Source organism: Chryseobacterium sp. HNCC26DJ240 (assembly GCF_057180485.1).
Genome location: NZ_JBXUGK010000003.1, coordinates 411,949 through 432,011, shown reverse-complemented (window position 1 = coordinate 432,011; position 20,063 = coordinate 411,949). Strand labels below are relative to the sequence as shown.

Below are 20,063 nucleotides of genomic sequence, written 5' to 3'. Positions count from 1 at the left end.
GAACACTTTTTGTACAAAAATGAACATATTTTGGTTGATGGTTTTTACTTATCAGTTGGTGGTTAATCAATATTTGTAAGGCTACGCAGTGTCGAAGCCTTTTAATTAAGTCATTTTAGACTTCAAATTATAAAAATGCGAAAAAAAGAAGCCCATATTTTAATTGTAGATGACGACGAGGATGTTTTGTTTTCGGCGAGAGTCTGGCTCAAAAAGTTTTTTACGGAAGTGACTTGTCTTAATCAACCGAAAAATATTTTAAAGTTCTTATCTGAAAAGCAAGTCGACGCCATTCTTCTCGACATGAATTTCCGGAAAGGTTTTGAGAACGGACAAGACGGTTTGTACTGGATGCAGGAAATAAAAACGCTCGAACCTCAGCTTCCGATTATTCTCATGACCGCTTACGGCGAGGTGGAATTGGCAGTTGAAGCTTTGAAAAACGGTGCTTCCGATTTTATTTTAAAACCTTGGAATAACGAAAAACTATACGCTTCGGTAAATCTCGCTGTTGATATTTCAAGAAAAAACAAAAAGCTCAATCAGTGGGAAAATGTGAGCATTAAAACCAATCAATATCAGCTTGAAACACAGTCTTCTGCGATGCAGGAAGTGATGAATCAGATTGAAAAAGTAGCTCCGACCGATGCCAATGTTTTACTGTTAGGCGAAAACGGAACCGGAAAGTATGTTTTGGCGGAACATATTCACGAGCTGTCTGACAGAAAAAACCAGCCGTTTGTTCACATCGATTTGGGAAGTCTCTCTGAAAATTTGTTTGAAGCAGAATTGTTTGGTTACAAAAAAGGTGCTTTTACAGATGCTCATCAGGATTACGCCGGAAAAATTGAAAATGCACAGAACGGAACGGTATTTTTAGACGAAATCGGCAATCTTCCGCTTCATCTCCAAACCAAATTATTGAGTTTAATTCAAAACAGAAAATTGTCGAGAATTGGAGAAAGCAAAGAACGGATTTTAGATGTGAGATTCATTTTTGCCACCAATGAAAACCTTAAAAAAGCAGTTTCAGAAAACCGTTTCAGAAAAGATTTATATTACAGAATTAACACGGTGGAACTGCAAATTCCGGGTTTGAGAGAACGTTTGGAAGACATTTCAGATCTTGCCGGGTATTTTCTGGAAAAGTACAAACAGAAATATCACAAACCTGACTTGGTTTTAAATGAAATTTTAATTTCAGAACTAACCAACTATTCCTGGCCCGGAAATATCCGTGAACTGGATCATTCCATCGAACGCAGCGTAATTTTATCCAACGATAAAAATCTTAAACTGCTCATGCCTCAGGATGAAGAATCGGAAAACACGATTACAAATCTCAACATTGAGGAAATGAAAGAGATCCTGATCAAAAAAGCATTAAAAAAACACCGCGGAAATATTTCCTCAGCAGCCGAAGATTTGGGATTATCCAGAGCGGCTCTGTACAGAAGGATGGAGAAATTTAGTTTGTAGAAGACGGAAGTTGGAAGATGGAAGTCTGCAGTTAAAGTGTTATTAAGATTTATGATCAGTTCTAAAGGAACGATTTAATAAAGGATAGGATAAAATCATATCATAAAATTTAAATTGTAATGTACAAACAACGATTAATCTGGCTATTATTTATTCTTATGGCAATCGCCAGCGGAATTTTTGCCTACGATTTTTATGCTCAAAACAAATGGATTAACTGCATTTTATTTTCATCAATAAGCTTGGTTTGTATTATTTTGGCTCAAACTTCTGCCTTATCTTATGTTCAAAAAACAGAAAAACTGATTTTGGCAATTCAGAAAAAGGATTTTTCGCTTTTCCCGAGAAATGATGAAAACATCCTGGTAAATAATGCTGTGAAACTTTATTATCAAAGCAAAGAAGAACATCTTTCTTTCTCATCATACAAACTTTTGTATGAAGAAATTCTCAATCAACTGGAAATTGGTTTGATGATTCTTTCAGAAAAAAACAATAACTGGGAAGTTTTTTATGTGAATCCTAAATTTCTGGAAATTCTGCAAATTCCAAAGTATAATTTGTGGAATCTATACGAAAATAAAACACCGGATTTTTACAAAATCATTGAGCAAACCAAGTATGAAAACTCTCAGGAATTTTTTGATATTTCGATCAATGAAAATTCAAAACAGTCCTTTTCTCTAAGAACCAAAAAAGTTCAGAATCTTAAAAACCGTTTCTGCATTATCAGTTTAGAATCAGTTCAGAAAATTATTGAACAAAAAGAAAAACTGGCGTGGAACAATCTGATGAAAGTAATTTCGCATGAACTTCTGAATACTTTAACGCCTGTCAACAGCTTGATTCAAAACCTAGAATACATTGCCAATCAGGACATTATTGAAGAAGAAGATCAGCAGGACATGAAAGAAAGTCTGATGGTCATCAATTCAAAATCAAAGCAGTTGCTCAATTTCGTGGATGATTATCGGCAGGTTGCAGAATTACCGAAGCCTGTTTTTAAGAACATTTCATTAACTCAAATCGTGGAATCCGCCCTCCTTTTTCTGAAACCCGAATTTGAGAAAAATAGTATTATAATAATCAATTCTTTGGAAAATCAAACCATTTTCGCCGACGAAAAGATGCTTGAACGATGTTTAATCAACCTTTATCTCAATGCAATTCACGCCGTTTCAGAAAGTGCGGAAAAAGTAATCAAAACAGAAATCAAAACCCTTAATAACCGTGTTATTTTAAGTGTGGAAGACAGCGGAATTGGAATTTCAAATGAAATTAAAGACAAGATTTTTCTTCCGTTTTTTACTACAAGAATCAGCGGTTCCGGAATTGGTTTGACGCTGAGCAAAAGCATTGTGGAAGCACACAAAGGTTATCTCAATTACAAACCTCTGGAACGGGGAAGCCGTTTTGAGATTTGGTTTACGTAACGAAACCCATTCTTAAAAGACTGATTGTTTTTTAATGACGTCAGGCAACTATTTAAGGTTTCGGCCGTCTTTATTATAGATATTAAAAACAAATAAACTATGAATTTCAAAATTAAAACTTCTCTTCTGCTGCTTTTTGTACTGAATTTTTTCTTTGCCCAAACCATCACTTTCGTGTCTGAAAGAAGCGGGCAACCACTTACCAAAGTCTCTGTTTTCGGCAAAGATGGAAATATTGTTGGCTTTTCTGATATTGACGGTAAAATTGAAAAATCTGCAATTAAACCTGAACAGGAAAAGTTTAAACTTATCTATGACAATTTAGTACTGGCAGAGCTTTTTTATGCCGAGATCAATAAAGATGTTGTAAAACTGAATGATAAAGTAAGAGAAATAGAAACTGTTGTCATTAAAAAATCAAAGCCTGCAAAATATCTTTTCATCAAAGGAAATTTTAATGCTTATGTGACGGTCAACAATATGCTCAACTGTTATGTAGACGGTGTTGCTACCTATGTTTTTGATAATAAAACAAGAAAAGTAAAAGATATTCATGTTGAACAGTACCGAATCTTCCGTCTTGAAAGTGCTACAAATGAAAAGAAAGAAACCGGTTCGTGGGATTACAACTCATGGATGGAAATGCCAAAAATGAAGAATGTTGGAAATTATGAAGACTATCAAACCAGAAGATTTAAAATAAAAGAACTTAAAGGCACATTCAAAGACGAGATTGAAGTGACGGGAGAAGCCTTTCAGGAAAAAGAACTTGCTTTCTTAGGATACAGAATTTTTGATATGAAATCAATTATGAACCTTTCCTTTGAAAAAGAATCTAAAAAACAGCTGAGAGATTTTACGGAATACAACGAAATTATGTTCGTAAAACTTAAACACAAAACCGAAGCAGATTATAATCAGGTGATTGTTTACAAAAATTTTCATCCAACTGAATTGGATTTTGGAGATAAAGACAATGTGCAGGAAGTAAAATACAACAAAAACCAAAGCAATTACAGCGCAAAATACTGGGAAGATCCTTCATTCCCGAATATGCAGACCATTTTCAGCTCTTTCTTTAAAGATGATTTGAAGGAAAAACAAAACGCAAAATAAAAAAACGCTCATATAAAAGGTTTTATTTAAATTTGCAACAAACCACGGTTCTATGAAATCGCTGTGATTTGGAAACACAAACATCAATAAAATACAGCGATTGCATAACGTGTCCCGATTATTCGGGATGAATTTTAAAAAAAATAAATACCTACATATGAAAAAGGTTAGATTCTTTTTACTTATTGCCGGTCTCGCACTGTTTACAGCCTGTAAGAAAGACCATGTAGACGCAAGTTCCACACAGTCTTTGCAGTCGAGCATTAATGATATGACGTCGAGTCTCAATACACTGCAGCAGGTAAAATTCAATGAAGCTTTATATGTACTTAAAACTTTCGGTGTAGAAGCTGATGGTGATATTAACGAACTCAAAGCTCTGGGCAAACTGATCGACGGAAAAAAAGTACCGGAAATTCTTGCTCTCGCCGATCAGGTAGCGCAGAAAAACAACATGGATTGGTCAAGTACCGCTCCCCCATCTTTAGGCGAAATGGATATTTTCGGAGATCTGAATCCGAAAGAAGTTGACTCTAACGATGTACGTGCAGGTTCTATCAACCTTATAACAAAATATTCGGGAGATACGGGAAGTGGCCCTACTGCCGTACAAATCATCCCGAAACTGGTAGATGCATCAGGAAATCCCGTTTCTTTCAGTGGAGCAACTCTAGAGACTACTTTGGAAGTTTTTAATAATGGCGTGAAGCTTTCTACCGCAAAAAATATAATGGTAGATAATAATTTCAAAGGATTTTATCTAAAATTCTCTTCGCTTTCGGCAGAAAGGGTGACAGATGGTAAAATTGATATCACGGTATCGGTAAAAACCTCTGCGAAGACTTTAAAAATGACAAAAATCGGTCTGGAAATCAATCCATCTGCGTTGAGAATGCCAGAACCTCCAAAAATTGATTCAACAAGCGTTACAGATCCTACAATGGTGGATCCAAATATTCCAACCGGAACACCTACAGATCCGGCTACAACAGCGCCAACGACTCCAAAATCGCCATCGGCAGATCCAAAATCTACCGTGAGTAAATTTTTGAATAACGTAAGTTCACAAAACCTCAAAGCCGCATTTGATGCATCAAGCAACCCAAGCTGGGGAAGTTATGACGCATTTTCCAATACAACTTCCGGTTTTGGAGCGGTGAAAAATGTTTCAGTGAAAAATATCAGCACAAACGCTTCCACACCAAATTCGGCAAGTGTAAATGCTACTTACGATGTTACTGATAAAAGTGGAAAAACAACAGCCCTGAAAGTAACTTTCGGACTGAAAAACGTAAACGGAGACTGGAAAATTTCAAGCTACAAAATCAATCCTTAATGGCTTCTGAAGACCTGATCAAAAGATTAAATGAGACGATAGAAAACATTCCCGATTTTCCTATTGACGGAATTCAGTTTAAAGATATTTCGACTATTTTTCTCGATCATCAGCTTTACAAAGATGTGATTAAAGATTTTGTACAGTTCAGCAAAGGAAAAATCGATGCCGTCTGTGGAATTGAAAGCCGTGGCTATCTTTTCGGAATTGCGATCGCCTCAGCGTTGGAACTTCCTTTTATTTTAATCAGAAAAGCAGGAAAACTGCCGCCACCAGTCATTTCAGAAAGTTACAATCTCGAATACGGAAGTGCTGTGATTGAAACCAGAGAAGGACAGATCAAAAAAGGACAACGCATTCTGATTCACGACGATCTTTTGGCTACAGGCGGAACCACGGAAGCTGCTGCCAAATTAGTTGAAAAACAAGGAGCGACTATTTCGCAATTCAGTTTTCTGATTGGGTTAAAAGACCTTCGTGGAGATGAGAAATTAAAGAAATTTGATGCGGAAATTTACCGCATTTTAGAATATTAAAATTTAAAACTAATAATACTCGCAAAGTATTTTGTAAATCATTCAGAAACAATTAAATTTGCAGTTCAATTTTTAAGAATTTATGGCAAAATTGGGAAATAAGGCTCCGAACGAGCAGGAAGGTAAAGAAACAGTGGAATTCTTTAAAGACCTTGACAGAGAAGCTTTAAACACAGAAAGATTCCTTGAAAAATATTCAAAACCATTGGGTATCGCTTTTGGCGTGCTTGTTTTAGGTGTGTTAGGGTTTTTCGGATACCAGCAGTTTGTGGTAGCTCCAAAAAATGCTGAGGCGGTAAAAACATATCTTTCTGCACAGAAAAATCTTACAGAAGGTAAAGATAAAGAAGCTTTAGGTGGAAAATCTGCGGCTAACCCTGGATTTTTGGGAACTTACAATGAGTATTCTTCTACTAAAGTGGGCAAACTGGCTGGTTACAATGCAGCTCTTTTAAAATTCAAAGAAGGAAAATATCAGGAAGCTTATGATCTGATGGATAAATTCTCTTCAGACAACAAAACTTTAGAAGCAATGAAATATGGTGTGATGGCAGATGCACAGTCTGGTTTGAACAAAAACACTGAAGCTTTAAGCCTTTTAGATAAAGCAGTTTCTGCATCAAATGACCCTTATACAACGTATTATTTTACAAGAAAAGCAGGTATTTTGGCTTTAGGTCTAAAGAAAAATGCAGAAGCTAAAAAATATTTTACTACTATCGACGAAAAATATCAGGATTACGACAACGGAATGTCTGATTCTTACATTGAAATGTCTAAATATTTAAACTAAAACATGGCAACAGTTAATCTTTCAGATTACAAGCCACTTCATATATCCAATGCCGAAGATTTTTCTATCGGCATTGTTTTTTCTGAGTGGAATGACTTTGTAACCTACAATCTTCGTGATGCAGCACTTGAAATTCTTGAGAAAGAAGGTGTAAAAAAAGAAAACATCAGACTTTTTTCGGTTCCCGGAGCTTTTGAACTGAATTATGCGAGCATGCAGCTTTGCAAAGAACGTAAATACGATGCAGTGATATCAATAGGATGCGTTATCCGTGGGGAAACTCCTCATTTCGATTTTGTGTGTGACGCCGTAGCTCAGGGAATTAAAGACTGTAATATCTTAACCGATACACCAACTATTTTCTGCGTTCTGACAGACGACACCAAAGAACAGTCGATTGCAAGAAGCGGCGGAGACCTTGGAAATAAAGGCGTTGAAGCGGCGGTAACAGCTTTAAGAATGATTGATTTTAAAAAGAATCTTTCGGACAAAAAAGGAAATATTGGTTTTGGAAATTAATTCCTAAATCTTTAAAAATAAAAAAGGAGCTTTTTACAGCTCCTTTTCTTTTATATACAGTTTATTCTGATCAATTAAATGGGGCACAAACCGACTTTGATTATTCGTAATTAAATTGACACTTTCTCTGATGCCGATTCCGGCAGCTTCCTGACCGATGACCCAACTTCCGATTACAGGATGATTTCCGTCGAAGTTTGGAAGGTCAAACAACTGCTGATAGATGAAACCGTTTTTGCCATAATCGCCTTCATTTTTCTCCAACAGAACACTGTTTTTGTGAATACTTACATTCGCTCCTTCTCTTGAATAGATTGGTTTTTTTACGAAACTCGTTAGAGTTCTCTGTTCAAAATAACACTCCAAAAGATAGGGGTGATTTGGATACATTTCCCAGAGAATCGGCAGGATTGCTTTTGAAGAAAGAAGTATTTTCCATGAAGGCTCGATCCATTGAGATCTGAAATTGTTTTTAACCAGTTTTTCGCCAAAACCGTCATCCAGAATCCATTCATAAGGATAAAGTTTGAAAATATATTCCATTACACTTCGGTCAGCCGCAATAAATTCTCCCGCATCTTCCGCCCAGCCAATATCCTGAATTGGAATAAATTCAGTTTCAAAACCAGCCTGTGTAGCACAATCCCGCAGGTATTCCACATTGGTAACGTCTTCAATATTCGTTAGCGAAGCAAAATAAATATAATGTGGATCCATGTATTTTTTAAGATAAATCCAGTAATCCACCAGTTTTTCATGGATAGAATTAAACTGATCTTTCCCCGGAAACATTTCCTGCAACCAATACCATTGGATCACCGAACCTTCGTAAAGAGATGTCGGCGTATCAGCATTAAATTCAAGAAGTTTTAAATTTTTCCCATCAAAACCTAAATCAAATCTGCCGTAAATCGAAGGATGATCTTCTTCCCAGCTCGTCACGATATATTTTCTGAAATATTCAGGAATATTAAATCTGTCCCAAAGGTTTTTATCAATCACATAATCTACAGCTTCCAGACACATCTGCCACAATTCTGCAGTTGCCCTTTCGATGGTGTTCACTTCATCCATGGAAAGTTCGTAGTAATGACTTTCGTCCCAGTACAAATCTTCCATAGAATGATAGCCAAAACCTAAATTTTCAAGCTTGTGTTCCCAGTTTTTCCTGAAGGGTGATGCAATTCTTTTCATTTTTAAATTCTAAGATGATGCCCTGAAACCGCTTCTGCCCATTCCGCCTCTTACAACATTTCCTTTGTATGTGCTTCTCCCTATATTCGATTTTGAACTGATGGCATCGCTGTAATATCCTGATCTTTGGTATGCCCCGTTACTGTAAGCTCCATACGGTCTGAAAGCATGATACAGCAAGAGCCCCGTCATAAAACCATGCGACCTCGAATAGGAAGCAGTGGAATCTGAACGCATATACACCTTTTTTTCATTTTGTCCCTGCACTTTTGCTGGCTCCTGAGAACATGCAGCGAGAATTCCGGTCACAAAAAGCAGTTTTATAGATTTTGATTTTTTCATTACTGTACCGTGATATAAAATTCGTAATCTTTCTTCACTTTGGTATTGTGCTCATTTCCATTGGCATCTTCCACCATCTGCAGAGAATCGCCCAACGCAGGAATTGTATCTCTTTTGATAATTTCTTTGAAAAGTTTATTGTCTTTCCAGATTTTGTGTTTGGTAATCAAAACATCTGCAGAATCAATGTGCTGCACAGAAAGTTCTGTTTCTACAGACGCTTTTTTGTCTACATTTTGTACCTCATCTTCTTTCTCTTCGGTTTCTTCACAAGCTACAGTAGCCATCAAACCAAAAATCAGAAGACAGAATTTAAATTTTCTCACTTTCGTTATATTTTTCTACAAAAATATTATTTAAAATTTTAAATTTACCTAAAAAATTAACAGATATGAAATGGACAAACGACAGAAGTGACAATGTAGACGACCGAAGAGGTCTGGGCGGTGGAGGAATGGCCGTGGGCGGAGGTCTTGGAACCATTATCATTGCAGCAATTGTTTTCTTTCTGGGAGGTGATCCTTCCGCAATTCTTTCTTCAGGAGGAAGCTCTCAACAGCAGACCGAACAGCGTCAGCTTTCAAAAGAAGAACTTCATATAAGAGAATTCATCGAAATGCTTACTGCAGAGAACGAACAAACCTGGCAGAAAATTTTTGCAGAAAATAATATGCAGTATAAACCTGCAAAAGTGGTTTTATTTGAAAAGAATACTTCATCAGGTTGTGGAACGGCACAGGCTGCCATGGGACCTTTTTATTGCCCTGCCGATCAATCGGTTTATATGGATATGAGCTTCTTCAACGAACTTCAGTCGCAGTTTGGAGCCAAGGTTACAGAATTTACCATTGCCTACGTTATGGCTCACGAAATGGGACACCACGTACAAAATCTTCTCGGAGTTTTAAATGAAACCCATAACGCCAGACAAAGCGGCAAATATTCTGAATCTGATCTCAATAAAATATCTGTAGCCACAGAACTTCAGGCCGATTTCTATGCCGGGCTTTGGGCAAGATATTCTAACGAAAGAGAAAGTTTCTTAGAACCCGGCGATCTTGAATCTGCCGTGGAAGCCGCAGAAGCTGTGGGCGATGACAATATCCAGAAAAGATCTCAGGGATATGTGAATCAGGAGAGCTTTACACATGGTTCATCAGCACAGCGTAAAGAATGGTTTATGAAAGGCTACAATTCCGGAGACATCAGACAGGGAAACACTTTCCAGCAAGTAAAATAAATTTAGAACTTTGATTAAATAATAACCTGTGGAATTTTATGTTCTACAGGTTTTTTTGTGCTGCAAAAGTTCCTTGATTTTTATGAGTACAGCCTATCTGGCACTCTAAATTTATTTTTACAGTTGTAAATATCTCCCACTTCCACTTTGTTCATGGCAAATATCATTTATTTTTTTCTAAATTTTCTTCAGATAAATTTTAATGATATGAACTTCTGAAAATTTACTGTTTTTATCGTCTTCAAAATTTAAAAACTATCTTTTAAAATGTTCCCATTTTTGAGGAAAACTGTAATTTTCTAAAAATAACCTATTGGAATTTATAAAAAAAATAACACGTCAAGTTCTGTCGTCACCCTCCTCTACTTTTGCTCCATAAATAACAAATTTATGGACAAAGTAACATTACAAAGAATTGAAAAGCTTCACCCATCAGTAAGGGAAGAAGTAAAAATGATTATTAAAGAATGCGATGACGCATTAACGGGAAGAGCGAAAGTAAGAATCACGCAAGGTTTACGAACTTTTGAGGAACAGGAAAAACTCTACGCCATCGGAAGAATTACATCAGGAAATAAAGTCACCAACGCCAAAGCCGGACAAAGTATTCACAATTACGGATTAGCCGTTGACATCTGTATGATCATCGACGGAAAAACAGCAAGCTGGGATACCGTGAAAGACTGGGACAATGATAAAATTGCCGATTGGTATGAGTGTGTAAAAATATTCGCTAAATACGGCTGGGACTGGGGCGGAAACTGGAAAACATTTAAAGATCTTCCTCATTTTGAAAAGAAGAATTTACAAACAAAAAACAGTTTGATAAAAACGAGTTGGAGAATACTAGCGAAGTTGCATAGAGATAAAGAAGGGTATGTAATTTCTTAATCATCATTAGCATCTTACATATTTTTAAACACGTCAAGTTCTGTCGCCTACCCCATCTACCTTTGCTTTACCAAAGAAAAAAGCAATGAAAAAGATCGCAATATTAAGTTTAGACGGCGGGGGAATCCGAGGAATCATTACCTGTATTATTTTGCGCTATATAGAAGAGCAGTTACAGCTACACGATAAACCGGATGCAAAGCTTGGAGATTATTTTGACCTCATTGCCGGAAGCAGCACAGGAGCTTTAATAGCTTCAATTATATTATGTCCTGATGAACACCGGAAAGCAAAATATTCCATTCAGAAAGGTTTGGAATTGTATGCTGAAAAAGGAGGAGATATTTTTCAGGTTTCGTTTTGGGAAAGACTTGTAAATCCTTTCGGACTTTTAAATGAAAAAATATCTGAAGAATCTCTCAAGAAAAATCTGAACGACTTCTTTGGAAATCTGGAACTGAAAGAATTTATAAAACCCTGTCTCATTACGAGCTACGACATTGAAAACAGACGAGCAAAATTATTCAATTCTTATAACGCCAACAGCAAAGCGGACAATTTTTATGTCAAAGATATTTGCAGGGCCACTTCGGCAGCTCCTACTTATTTCAGTCCGGCTCAGATCAAATCGATGTACGGACAGATTTTCAGTCTGATTGACGGAGGAATGTTTGCCAATAATCCTGCTTTGTGCGCGTATGCTGAAGCGAGAAAAATTCCATTTGCTGAAGTTCTGAAAAATCATCAGAAGGCCAACTACCCTACAGTGAATGATATGATTATTGTTTCCGTAGGAACCGGAGTTGAAGCAAAACCTTATTCATACCGAAAAATGCAGAAATCCGGGAAAATCGGTTGGATTAATCCTATTATTGACATTCTGCTTTCTGCCAATGCTGAAACAGTAGATTATCAGCTTGCACAGATGTTCGAGACTCTGGGTCAGAGAAATCAGAAGAATTACTTCAGAATCAATCCTTCACTGAAAAATGCATCATCAGCAATGGATAATGTAAGAAGATCTAATATTGAAAATCTGATACAGGCAGGTATGAGCTATATTAATGATAATCGGGAAAACTTAAATCAGATTGTGCAGAAATTGATCAGAAATAAAATATAATCAAAAAAGCTTATAAACATAAATTATAAGCAAATTAGATTATATTTTAAACTCTCTGATAATTATTTATAATACGTCACGTTCTGTCGCTTTACGGGAATATCTTTAACAGAGAAAATAAAGCACAAATTAAATATTTAAACCTTAGAAAAGATGAAAAAATAAATTTAAAAAATAAAACACGCCAAGTTCTGTCGCCTTTCAGCTATACCTTTGAAGTATAAACAAAGTACAAAAAAGATTTCCAAAAACCTTTCTGATCGCCTTTGAATTCACCATTCACAAAATGCTGAACAGCCAGAATTATGTCAAAAAATTAAATAAAAGATCATGCAAATTAAAAATTAAGGTGGACATCCGAAGCCGGAAACCACCCTAAAAAATAAGGCTAAAATATGAATAAACTCTAATAAAAAGAGACTTCAAAATTTTAATCTTAAAAACCTTCAACAAAAATATGAATTAATGAAGACAGAAGAAAATAATAATAGCAATTTTAGCAGCGGAGGCTCTTCCTTTTGGGAGAAGATGGTTTCGTTCTGGCATAATAACAGAGATTTCGGGCAAACGGAACCTTTGTGGAAAAAGAAAGCCGATCTGGTAAACGGAACAGTACCTGCCACACAGCTTCCCAGCTACGTAGATGATGTTATCGAAAGCGATACATTACAAAACCTGCCTGCATTCGGTGAAAAAGGCAAAATATACATTGTAACATCCGACAGTACACAGTACAGATGGAGCGGATCGGCTTATATTCAGATTAACTCAACAGAGTTTCAAATGACTACCAATACCAATCAATCGGTCAATGGAAGAAAAACATTTTACACAATTGGTGGAAATGACTCCAATAACAATAAACTGAAGATTTATGCAGAAGATGGTTCTTTACCTGGAGTAACTTTTTCCAAGCACGGTAATTCAGAGGGACAATTGAGATTCGAAAGTGAAAATTTTCATTTTATTAACCAAGCTGGTTCAAACTATATTCCCATAAATGCATCAGGATTCAAAAAAGCATCTTCAAATAATGATCACATTTTACTAGGCGGCGGAGGTCATAAATCTGTGAAAGATTTTGCTAAAAATTATGAAAGACTAGGTAACACTGATTATAATTCTTACGCGTTTATGCCATTAGCCAAAAGTCAATACAATATACCTTTTGAAGAAGACACTTCAACAGTTTCCGGAGACTTCATTCTTTCAAGATATGCAGGAACCATTGATTTGGAAAGTATAGGCGTAGGCAATGCTTTCGAAGTTTTTGAATTAAATTTTAAAAATGGTTTATGGAATGGTGACCAAAATATGAATCAGTATCATGCTTCTATTTTATATAAAAATGGTAATAATCCTACAGGTGTAAAATTAGCGAGAGCAACAGTAAATGGTATAAATTACATAGGTTTAAAATTTACTCCAGATATAGACAAAAATGTATTTTTCAAAGGCTATGCCTCTAAAATAGATATGATGAAAGTTTATGTTTATTTCAATGTTGACGCGGGAACAATTAATTCAGAAATAGAAAATTCTATTGTTGAAATACCATTTAACTCATCTAATAACTCTTTATATTGGAATAATGAAAGATTAGCGTTGACGAGTGAAATTCCTGATGTTTCTGATGTTATTTTATCAAATACACCTCAACAAATTAATGCTAATAAAAATTTCGCACAAACTGCTGATGTTAGATTTTATGGTAACGAAAGCAATGAAGTTAGAGTTTGGAGAGACTCCACAAGTGCGGGTGTTGATGGTGTGGTATCAGGACATATTTTAAACTGGTATGGCACAAGATGGAAAGTAGGAAATGCGAGAGCTGGTGATAGTAGTAGCGCTGGGTATGGTTTTTATTTTTCTGATGATGATGGAAATACCTATAACAAAAAAGCTTTTATATATCGTGACGGAAATATTTATGGTACAGGCTTCATAGGCAGTCAATTAAGAACTTTACAAGGTTGGAACTTAGCTCAACTTACTGATGCAACCTATTTAGCAAATTCTGGACATAGTACTTATATTCAAAGTTCTGCCGGCTTGTTTCATAGTAGAGCTGGGGTAGGTTCTTATGTTATTTGGGACGGTTATAATTTGCCACAATCTAAAATTGATGAAATTTCAACAAAAGTAACTGCTTATAAGCAATTACCTCATCTACCAAATACATCGGTTGAAAATAAGTGGGTTTTTTATAAAGTTCAAGGAGGTACAGGTGTAGGAACTCCAAGAACTTACAAGAGATTTGATGAAAATAATATTATTTTTCAAGGAGTTGTTAATGAAGGAGTAAACTTAGTAACAGGCGATAACGGAAATAATTATACAGGTTTGTTAAGAACTGTCTTATACTCAGCAACAAACAAAACTATATCATTCAGTTTTACTCATGATGATGGATGTACAATTTACATCAATGGAGAGCAGGTTTATTCTAATGGAGGTTATAATTCGGGAGCAACTGCTACTTTTGACATTGATGCTGGTTATTCAACGATTGACTTCATTTGGGATGAAGGAGGCGGAGGTGACGGCGTAATGGATATTAACCCAACCATAGGTTCACAAGTAGATAATATTTATTTACCTCAAATTGTTGATTTGGTAAATAATAAAGTTCACGCTATTAATGGTGAAGAAGGTGACGGTACGTACTTTAATAATTTTGGAGGAAAAACACAAATAGGTTCAATTAAGGATGACGATAACGTATGGTGGAACGCAATAAATATTCAGCACAGAAATGGTTTAGGTGATGGTAATTTATGGGGTGGCCAATTAAGAATGGGAATGAATGGTAATTTAGAAAAATTACAATTCAGGCAAGAATATAATGGTAGTTATACCGAATGGAAAACAGTATGGAATTCAGAAAACTTGAATCCTGCGGATTACCAGCCTGCAGGTGACTACATCTCATTTAGTACCGATATCGGGACATTTTCAGATAGAATGTTTCAAACTTATTTTAGTTCTTACACGCCAGATGGTTTATTTTCGGCACCTGCAACGCCTTTAAAAACATGGACTCCAGGCGGTAAGAATATCCTTTTGGGATATAAAGACTATGGTAGTGGCCAATATTATCCAAGAATAGGTTTTAAATCTGAAACAAACTGGAGTTTAGGCCCGATTGCGGATTATTTTACCATTGGTATTAATAACGATGGCAATGAAATCTTTAAGATAACCAACTCATCGGCCTTTATCAATAATTCAGAAATCTGGCATGCAGGAAATTTCAATCCGGAAAGTTTATCAGATGCATTAAAATCAATTGATTTTATATTTGATGGAAGCCCAATAGATCTACATGACTTTACTACAGGAAAATATCAGTTTAATATCTTGGTAAACGCATCTGCGGATATTGATCTCAGCAATTTCAAAAGAGAAGACTCCATTATCGTTAGAAATCCTCATTCTTTTTCATTAGGTATTCAGATCAATAATTCGGGAAATTACATCGGGCTTAAAGAAAACTCTACTACTATGTTCTATATGAGCAATGATGGAAGAATTGTTATGACCATGATGGGGCATACTGAAATTGTAAACTAAATAATTAAAAAAAATAAAACACGTCAAGTTCTGTCGCTTTTCAGTCCTACTTTTGAAGTATAAATAAAGCCGGAAAGGAATCCCCAAAAACTTACTAAAATATTAAAAATTCATCATTCAAAGAATGCTGAACAGCCAGAACTATGTCAAAAAATAAATTTATGCTTAATAAAAATTCTGGTGGATATCGATAGTCTGACACCACTAAAAAAAATAAGACTTAACTGGAAAACCATTCTACTAAAAAGAACTTTCCAAAAATCTTAATCTTAAAAACAAAAACAATTTTAAAATGTCAACAAATTTAAACAACAACAATTCTTCACAGACTCTTTTTAGGTTTGCAGCAATGAGAAACCCTGAATTATCAGATCCTAAAAACAAAAACAGAAGATTTGTCTTCAGAAGCCCACAAGTGAAAAGCACAAGTAAGATTGATCCATTGGTAAATTCTACTACAAGCTTACAATCTTTATTCAAAAACCCTTCAGCAATTAATGGTTTTACTGTACATTCTGAAGATTCATTAAAAACTCTTTATCCTGATTTTTATGATTTCGCAATCTGGGTTGCGAGAAATAAATCAACCGCTACTAAAGAAGAGTTTGATAAACAAATTGAACTGTGCAAAACCCATGGCTCTTTAGCCGTTACTGAAGTTCTTTGGGATAACCTTACTTATCAAGTAGTAACTCAAAAAGATTTTTACGCAAAAGAACTGATCATGCAGTATCTTCATTTAGCTCACATTCTTGAAAATTATGATACTTCAGAAGAATCATATCAGGATATGATTAAAGCTAGAGTAGTTTTACCGAAAGAACTATTTAAAGTTTCACAATCAAATGCTCTTCAAACTGGTATCTCAACAACCCAGAAAACGGTCTATAATGACCAAGCAATGAAGTTTGCAGAAGCTACGATTAGTCTGAAAGAAAATCAGGATCTTGTAAATTCTTTGTCTAAATTAGAAAAGACGTACAAGAAACAATACGACGAGGCGTACAAATCGGCTTACACTGCATATGAAAGAGAAACAAAACCAGCTATTCAATCTATTCGAAGAGAAGCTGCTGAAGCAGACCGAAAAAAACAGATTTTAGAAAACAGAATCAATTATCTTACTCAATTAAGTGTTGCAGATCCTGAAAAATTCTATGCAAATGCAGAGTTAGATATGGAGTTACACCGTATCAAAGATGAGATTATGCACATCACTGTTGCAGAGACAGAAATTCCTGATTTTGAATTTAGTTTTAATACTTCGGAAATTGATGCTGCAAAATTAGGCAGAACAATGAGTATCCAGGATCAAAATGCTTTGAACAAATTATTTGGAACCTCTTCAGTTACAGAAGCTTTAGCCGGAATCACCACTTTTGACGAGCTGAATCAAACTATTGCTACAAATAATCAGGTTCTACAGCAGGCTGTACTTACGAATACAGTTGTCAATCAACAAGTATCCGCAATTGTAGGAGGAGTAGTTATTCCTGTAAACAGCCTAAATGTTAACAATCAGGTTATTCCATTTTTTGCAAGAACTTGGCGTGCAGGTATGAGCTTTAACACTTCTATGATTGTTACTAGCGATATTAATCAGCCTAAACATATTATTAGTGGAAACTATAAAATTACAGATCCTAATCAGCAAGTAGTTGCAAACGCTACTTTAGCTTATACTTATGGTGCGCCGAATGTAACAACATTATTTAGTGGTACAGAAAATCTTTCAAGTACAACATTAGATAAATATGAAATACTATCCTTAGAAGGCGAGGTTACATTAAACGATGGATTGGTTTATATCATGAAAGCAATACTAAATGTAACATCAAACAATACATATAAATTTGAAGGACCAGGAACATTTACACGCAAAGATCGAGGAAACGAAGAGCCAGAAAATCCAACTAATCCCGGAAATCCTCAAACGCCAGCGAATCCTGGAACGCCAGTTGAAACTGGAGCTTTTATCCCTTCAGGCTTTGGAATGAAAAACATTGGTGTAGCAGATTATCTTAAAGTAGAGCAAAGCACTTATTGCTATGTGGAAGGAGACGTTGCTCACATCGAAAACATTATGGCGCGTGAATACAAAGAACGCTCCACAAGAAGATTAAAAAGAAGTGAATCTCAAACTACAAAGTCTACAGAATCTGAAAAAGAAAAACTGACAGATACTACAACTACAGAAAGACATGAAATGCAGAGTGAGATTTCCAAAATTATGCAGGAATCTAGGGACTTTGCGGCATCTACAGGATTTAACGCAAACTACAAGGTTCCAAATGGAGGTCTCAGTTTTAATGTAGCAGCAAGTTATGCCACTCATAACTCCAAAGAAGAAAGCAACAGACAGGCTGTAACTGAAGCAAAAGATATTACAGCAAGAGCTTTAGACAGAATTGTTACAAAAGTAAAAGAAGAACGTATTGACAAAGTTTTAGAGGAATACGAAGAAAACAACAAACACGGTTTCGACAATACCAAAGGTAATAGTCATGTTGTGGGAGTGTACAGATGGGTAGATAAAGTAGTAAAAAACCAAATCTACAATTACGGTAAACGTATGATGTTTGAGTTTATGATTCCTGAGCCAGCAAAATTACATTCTTTAGGGGTAAAAATGATTGATGCTTCTACACAGATAGTAAAGCCAATTGATCCTAGAGAATCGTCTACGATGCAAACTAAAGATTATACAGCATTATTTGATGAAGCTAAGTTAAAATTTTGGCTCAGTAAGTATAATGTCGAAATTGATCAAAAGCCAGAAAATGAAATTAGAGTCACCAAAGCAATGAGTGTTTCCAGAGGAGAAACTAATGGCGAAATGGCTGCAAAATCAGATTCTATAGATATTCCTGAAGGTTATGTAGCTAGTGGTGGTTGGCTAAATGCAACCCACTTTTTCCAGCCATCTAAATATGAATGGACTCATATTGTAGTAACGGTTGGAGATGTTAGTAAAGGAATAGGATTACCACAATCCCATTTAATGATAAACGAATCATTTACTTTTCAGAAAAAATACACACAGAAAGTAGGCTTTGCATTTGAAAGTGCCGATACAGCAGGGGTTACAATAAGTGTATCTTTAGACTGTTTTCTTTCTAATGAAGTCAAAAATGCGTGGTTCCAAAAAGCTTTCAACAAAATTATCGAAGCTTATGAAATTGAATTAGAAAAATATAACCAAGCTTTAGCAGAAGCAAAAGCTTTAGGTGTACAAATTAAAGGTTCAAATCCAGGCTTCTACAGAAAAATTGAAAATACCATTTTAAGAAAAAACTGTATTTCTTATATGATTGATCAGAATACGAATGCCGCACTTACTTTTGGTAAAGGAAAATATCACAACAATGGTTATACTTCTGGAGATGAAACGTTCTTAAATACCGATATTAAAGTTGATTCTTCTTTAGATCAATACGCTGCTTTCGTTAAATTTATGGAACAGGCTTTCGAATGGGATATTATGAGCTACAATTTCTATCCTTTTTATTGGGGAGAAAGAAAAAGATGGTCAGAACTTTATCAGTTTGATGATAATGATCCTACATTCAGAGCCTTTATACAGTCTGGTATGGCTAGAGTGATTGTTACAGTAAGACCTGGCTTCGAAGAAGCAGTAAGACACTTCTTGTCAACCGGACAAATCTGGAATGGCGGTGAAGTTCCTGTAATCGATGATCCATTATTCTTATCTATTGTAGACGAAATGCGTTCTGCTGTAGGCGAAAAACAAGGTGAGCCTTGGAGAGAGAAAATTCCAACCTCATTGACAATTCTTCAGGCAGATTCTATCGGTTTAAAAGTAGAAAAAGCTTTGCCTTGCAACTGTGAACCGGGAGTGAAATTTGACGATCAGCTGGGAGAAATGTGCGGAAGCAATTTTGCGCTCAACAACAACCAGATTGGTCAGTCATCTGACAAATGGGTGCAGATTAGTTTTAATGAAATGGATAATGTGTCTTTTGCTACAGTAAAAGATCTTAGGGATAACCTTACTTTCCCCAGAACATATCAGTGTTTAGGAAATACCATTGAGGTAGATTATTCATCATCATGGGCAGAAGGAGATTCTTCAGTGAAATTTTATAAAGCTCTTGCTGAAGAAATTTCTCAGATTGAAGGTGTTGAAGCTTATCCTACAGGCGAAAACGGAATTACTTTCAAAGTAAATGCAAGACTTATCCCAAGTTTTGATTTCTCTGAAATAGGAGCAGATCCTGTACAGCAAAAACTGGCATTCTCTACAGATGCAGATACTTATGTAAAAGTAACTTCTCCTCATCTTGATTTTGGACTTTCAAGAGTCTTAGATAAAAACGGACAGGCACTTTCTTACGACGAGTATAAAAATCAGGCTCCATTAAGCAAATTTTTAGTCTAACACTAACTTTTTTTAAGTTAAAACCTGAGGTTATCGGGCAGCATGTGAAAGTGCTGCCCTGTAATCTTATGCTAAAAAAATAAAATATT

At 35.6% G+C, this 20,063-nt stretch carries 15 protein-coding genes; 12 read left to right on the top strand and 3 right to left on the bottom strand.

Annotated elements, in window-relative coordinates:
* The first annotated feature begins 135 nt into the window (after nucleotides 1-135).
* The 7 genes from AC2A1G_RS08140 (at nucleotide 136) to ribH (ending at nucleotide 7,212) form a co-directional block, all read left to right on the top strand.
* Nucleotides 136-1,479: a sigma-54-dependent transcriptional regulator gene (locus AC2A1G_RS08140; protein WP_484046418.1), complete on the top strand. Its 1,344-nt coding sequence runs from the start codon at nucleotides 136-138 to the stop codon at nucleotides 1,477-1,479.
* A gap of 119 nt (nucleotides 1,480-1,598) precedes the next feature.
* Nucleotides 1,599-2,912: a sensor histidine kinase gene (locus AC2A1G_RS08135; protein WP_484046417.1), complete on the top strand. Its 1,314-nt coding sequence runs from the start codon at nucleotides 1,599-1,601 to the stop codon at nucleotides 2,910-2,912.
* A gap of 99 nt (nucleotides 2,913-3,011) precedes the next feature.
* Complete coding sequence (locus AC2A1G_RS08130; RefSeq protein WP_484046416.1) at nucleotides 3,012-4,028, top strand: hypothetical protein; 1,017 nt, start codon at nucleotides 3,012-3,014, stop codon at nucleotides 4,026-4,028.
* A gap of 157 nt (nucleotides 4,029-4,185) precedes the next feature.
* Nucleotides 4,186-5,364, top strand: coding sequence for a hypothetical protein (locus tag AC2A1G_RS08125; protein ID WP_484046415.1), 1,179 nt, complete (start codon nucleotides 4,186-4,188; stop codon nucleotides 5,362-5,364).
* Complete coding sequence (locus AC2A1G_RS08120; protein WP_484046414.1) at nucleotides 5,364-5,900, top strand: adenine phosphoribosyltransferase; 537 nt, start codon at nucleotides 5,364-5,366, stop codon at nucleotides 5,898-5,900. Before AC2A1G_RS08125 ends, AC2A1G_RS08120 begins: the two co-directional genes overlap by 1 nt.
* An 82-nt stretch (nucleotides 5,901-5,982) precedes the next feature.
* Complete coding sequence (locus AC2A1G_RS08115; RefSeq protein WP_484046413.1) at nucleotides 5,983-6,693, top strand: YfgM family protein; 711 nt, start codon at nucleotides 5,983-5,985, stop codon at nucleotides 6,691-6,693.
* Nucleotides 6,694-6,696: 3 nt separating this feature from the next.
* Nucleotides 6,697-7,212, top strand: coding sequence for a 6,7-dimethyl-8-ribityllumazine synthase (ribH, locus tag AC2A1G_RS08110; protein ID WP_484046412.1), 516 nt, complete (start codon nucleotides 6,697-6,699; stop codon nucleotides 7,210-7,212).
* 33 nt (nucleotides 7,213-7,245) lie between these two features.
* Here ribH and AC2A1G_RS08105 read toward each other — a convergent pair whose 3' ends face one another.
* Genes AC2A1G_RS08105 through AC2A1G_RS08095 form a run of 3 tightly spaced genes read right to left on the bottom strand, consistent with a single transcriptional unit; the run spans nucleotide 7,246 to nucleotide 9,074 of the window.
* Entirely contained in the window at nucleotides 7,246-8,406 is a 1,161-nt protein-coding gene (locus AC2A1G_RS08105) for a glutathionylspermidine synthase family protein (RefSeq protein ID WP_484046411.1), read from the bottom strand.
* 9 nt (nucleotides 8,407-8,415) lie between these two features.
* On the bottom strand, nucleotides 8,416-8,748 hold the full coding sequence (locus tag AC2A1G_RS08100; RefSeq protein WP_484046410.1) for a hypothetical protein: 333 nt from the start codon (nucleotides 8,746-8,748) through the stop codon (nucleotides 8,416-8,418).
* Entirely contained in the window at nucleotides 8,748-9,074 is a 327-nt protein-coding gene (locus AC2A1G_RS08095; RefSeq protein WP_484046409.1) for a hypothetical protein, read from the bottom strand. Before AC2A1G_RS08095 ends, AC2A1G_RS08100 begins: the two co-directional genes overlap by 1 nt.
* 65 nt (nucleotides 9,075-9,139) lie before the next feature.
* Here AC2A1G_RS08095 and ypfJ point away from each other — a divergent pair, with 65 nt between their 5' ends.
* The 5 genes from ypfJ (at nucleotide 9,140) to AC2A1G_RS08070 (ending at nucleotide 19,974) form a co-directional block, all read left to right on the top strand.
* Nucleotides 9,140-9,988, top strand: coding sequence for a KPN_02809 family neutral zinc metallopeptidase (gene ypfJ / locus AC2A1G_RS08090; protein WP_484046408.1), 849 nt, complete (start codon nucleotides 9,140-9,142; stop codon nucleotides 9,986-9,988).
* 390 nt (nucleotides 9,989-10,378) lie between these two features.
* A complete protein-coding gene (locus AC2A1G_RS08085; RefSeq protein WP_484046407.1) occupies nucleotides 10,379-10,879 on the top strand; it encodes a M15 family metallopeptidase in 501 nt (166 codons plus the stop codon).
* Between the two features lie 85 nt (nucleotides 10,880-10,964).
* The gene (locus AC2A1G_RS08080) at nucleotides 10,965-12,002 is read left to right on the top strand and encodes a patatin-like phospholipase family protein (RefSeq protein ID WP_484046406.1); all 1,038 of its coding nucleotides are present in this window, start codon (nucleotides 10,965-10,967) and stop codon (nucleotides 12,000-12,002) included.
* Between the two features lie 465 nt (nucleotides 12,003-12,467).
* Nucleotides 12,468-15,575: a hypothetical protein gene (locus tag AC2A1G_RS08075; protein WP_484046405.1), complete on the top strand. Its 3,108-nt coding sequence runs from the start codon at nucleotides 12,468-12,470 to the stop codon at nucleotides 15,573-15,575.
* A gap of 292 nt (nucleotides 15,576-15,867) precedes the next feature.
* Complete coding sequence (locus tag AC2A1G_RS08070; RefSeq protein ID WP_484046404.1) at nucleotides 15,868-19,974, top strand: hypothetical protein; 4,107 nt, start codon at nucleotides 15,868-15,870, stop codon at nucleotides 19,972-19,974.
* Nucleotides 19,975-20,063 lie beyond the last annotated feature (89 nt).

Coding starts and splice junctions, on each gene's coding strand:
- AC2A1G_RS08085 (WP_484046407.1), top strand. CDS start 10,379: ATGGACAAAGTAACATTACAAAGAATTGAAAAGCTTCACCCATCAGTA.
- AC2A1G_RS08115 (WP_484046413.1), top strand. CDS start 5,983: ATGGCAAAATTGGGAAATAAGGCTCCGAACGAGCAGGAAGGTAAAGAA.
- ypfJ (WP_484046408.1), top strand. CDS start 9,140: ATGAAATGGACAAACGACAGAAGTGACAATGTAGACGACCGAAGAGGT.
- AC2A1G_RS08070 (WP_484046404.1), top strand. CDS start 15,868: ATGTCAACAAATTTAAACAACAACAATTCTTCACAGACTCTTTTTAGG.
- AC2A1G_RS08100 (WP_484046410.1), bottom strand. CDS start 8,748: ATGAAAAAATCAAAATCTATAAAACTGCTTTTTGTGACCGGAATTCTC.
- AC2A1G_RS08075 (WP_484046405.1), top strand. CDS start 12,468: ATGAAGACAGAAGAAAATAATAATAGCAATTTTAGCAGCGGAGGCTCT.
- AC2A1G_RS08140 (WP_484046418.1), top strand. CDS start 136: ATGCGAAAAAAAGAAGCCCATATTTTAATTGTAGATGACGACGAGGAT.
- AC2A1G_RS08135 (WP_484046417.1), top strand. CDS start 1,599: ATGTACAAACAACGATTAATCTGGCTATTATTTATTCTTATGGCAATC.
- AC2A1G_RS08080 (WP_484046406.1), top strand. CDS start 10,965: ATGAAAAAGATCGCAATATTAAGTTTAGACGGCGGGGGAATCCGAGGA.
- AC2A1G_RS08105 (WP_484046411.1), bottom strand. CDS start 8,406: ATGAAAAGAATTGCATCACCCTTCAGGAAAAACTGGGAACACAAGCTT.
- ribH (WP_484046412.1), top strand. CDS start 6,697: ATGGCAACAGTTAATCTTTCAGATTACAAGCCACTTCATATATCCAAT.
- AC2A1G_RS08130 (WP_484046416.1), top strand. CDS start 3,012: ATGAATTTCAAAATTAAAACTTCTCTTCTGCTGCTTTTTGTACTGAAT.
- AC2A1G_RS08120 (WP_484046414.1), top strand. CDS start 5,364: ATGGCTTCTGAAGACCTGATCAAAAGATTAAATGAGACGATAGAAAAC.
- AC2A1G_RS08125 (WP_484046415.1), top strand. CDS start 4,186: ATGAAAAAGGTTAGATTCTTTTTACTTATTGCCGGTCTCGCACTGTTT.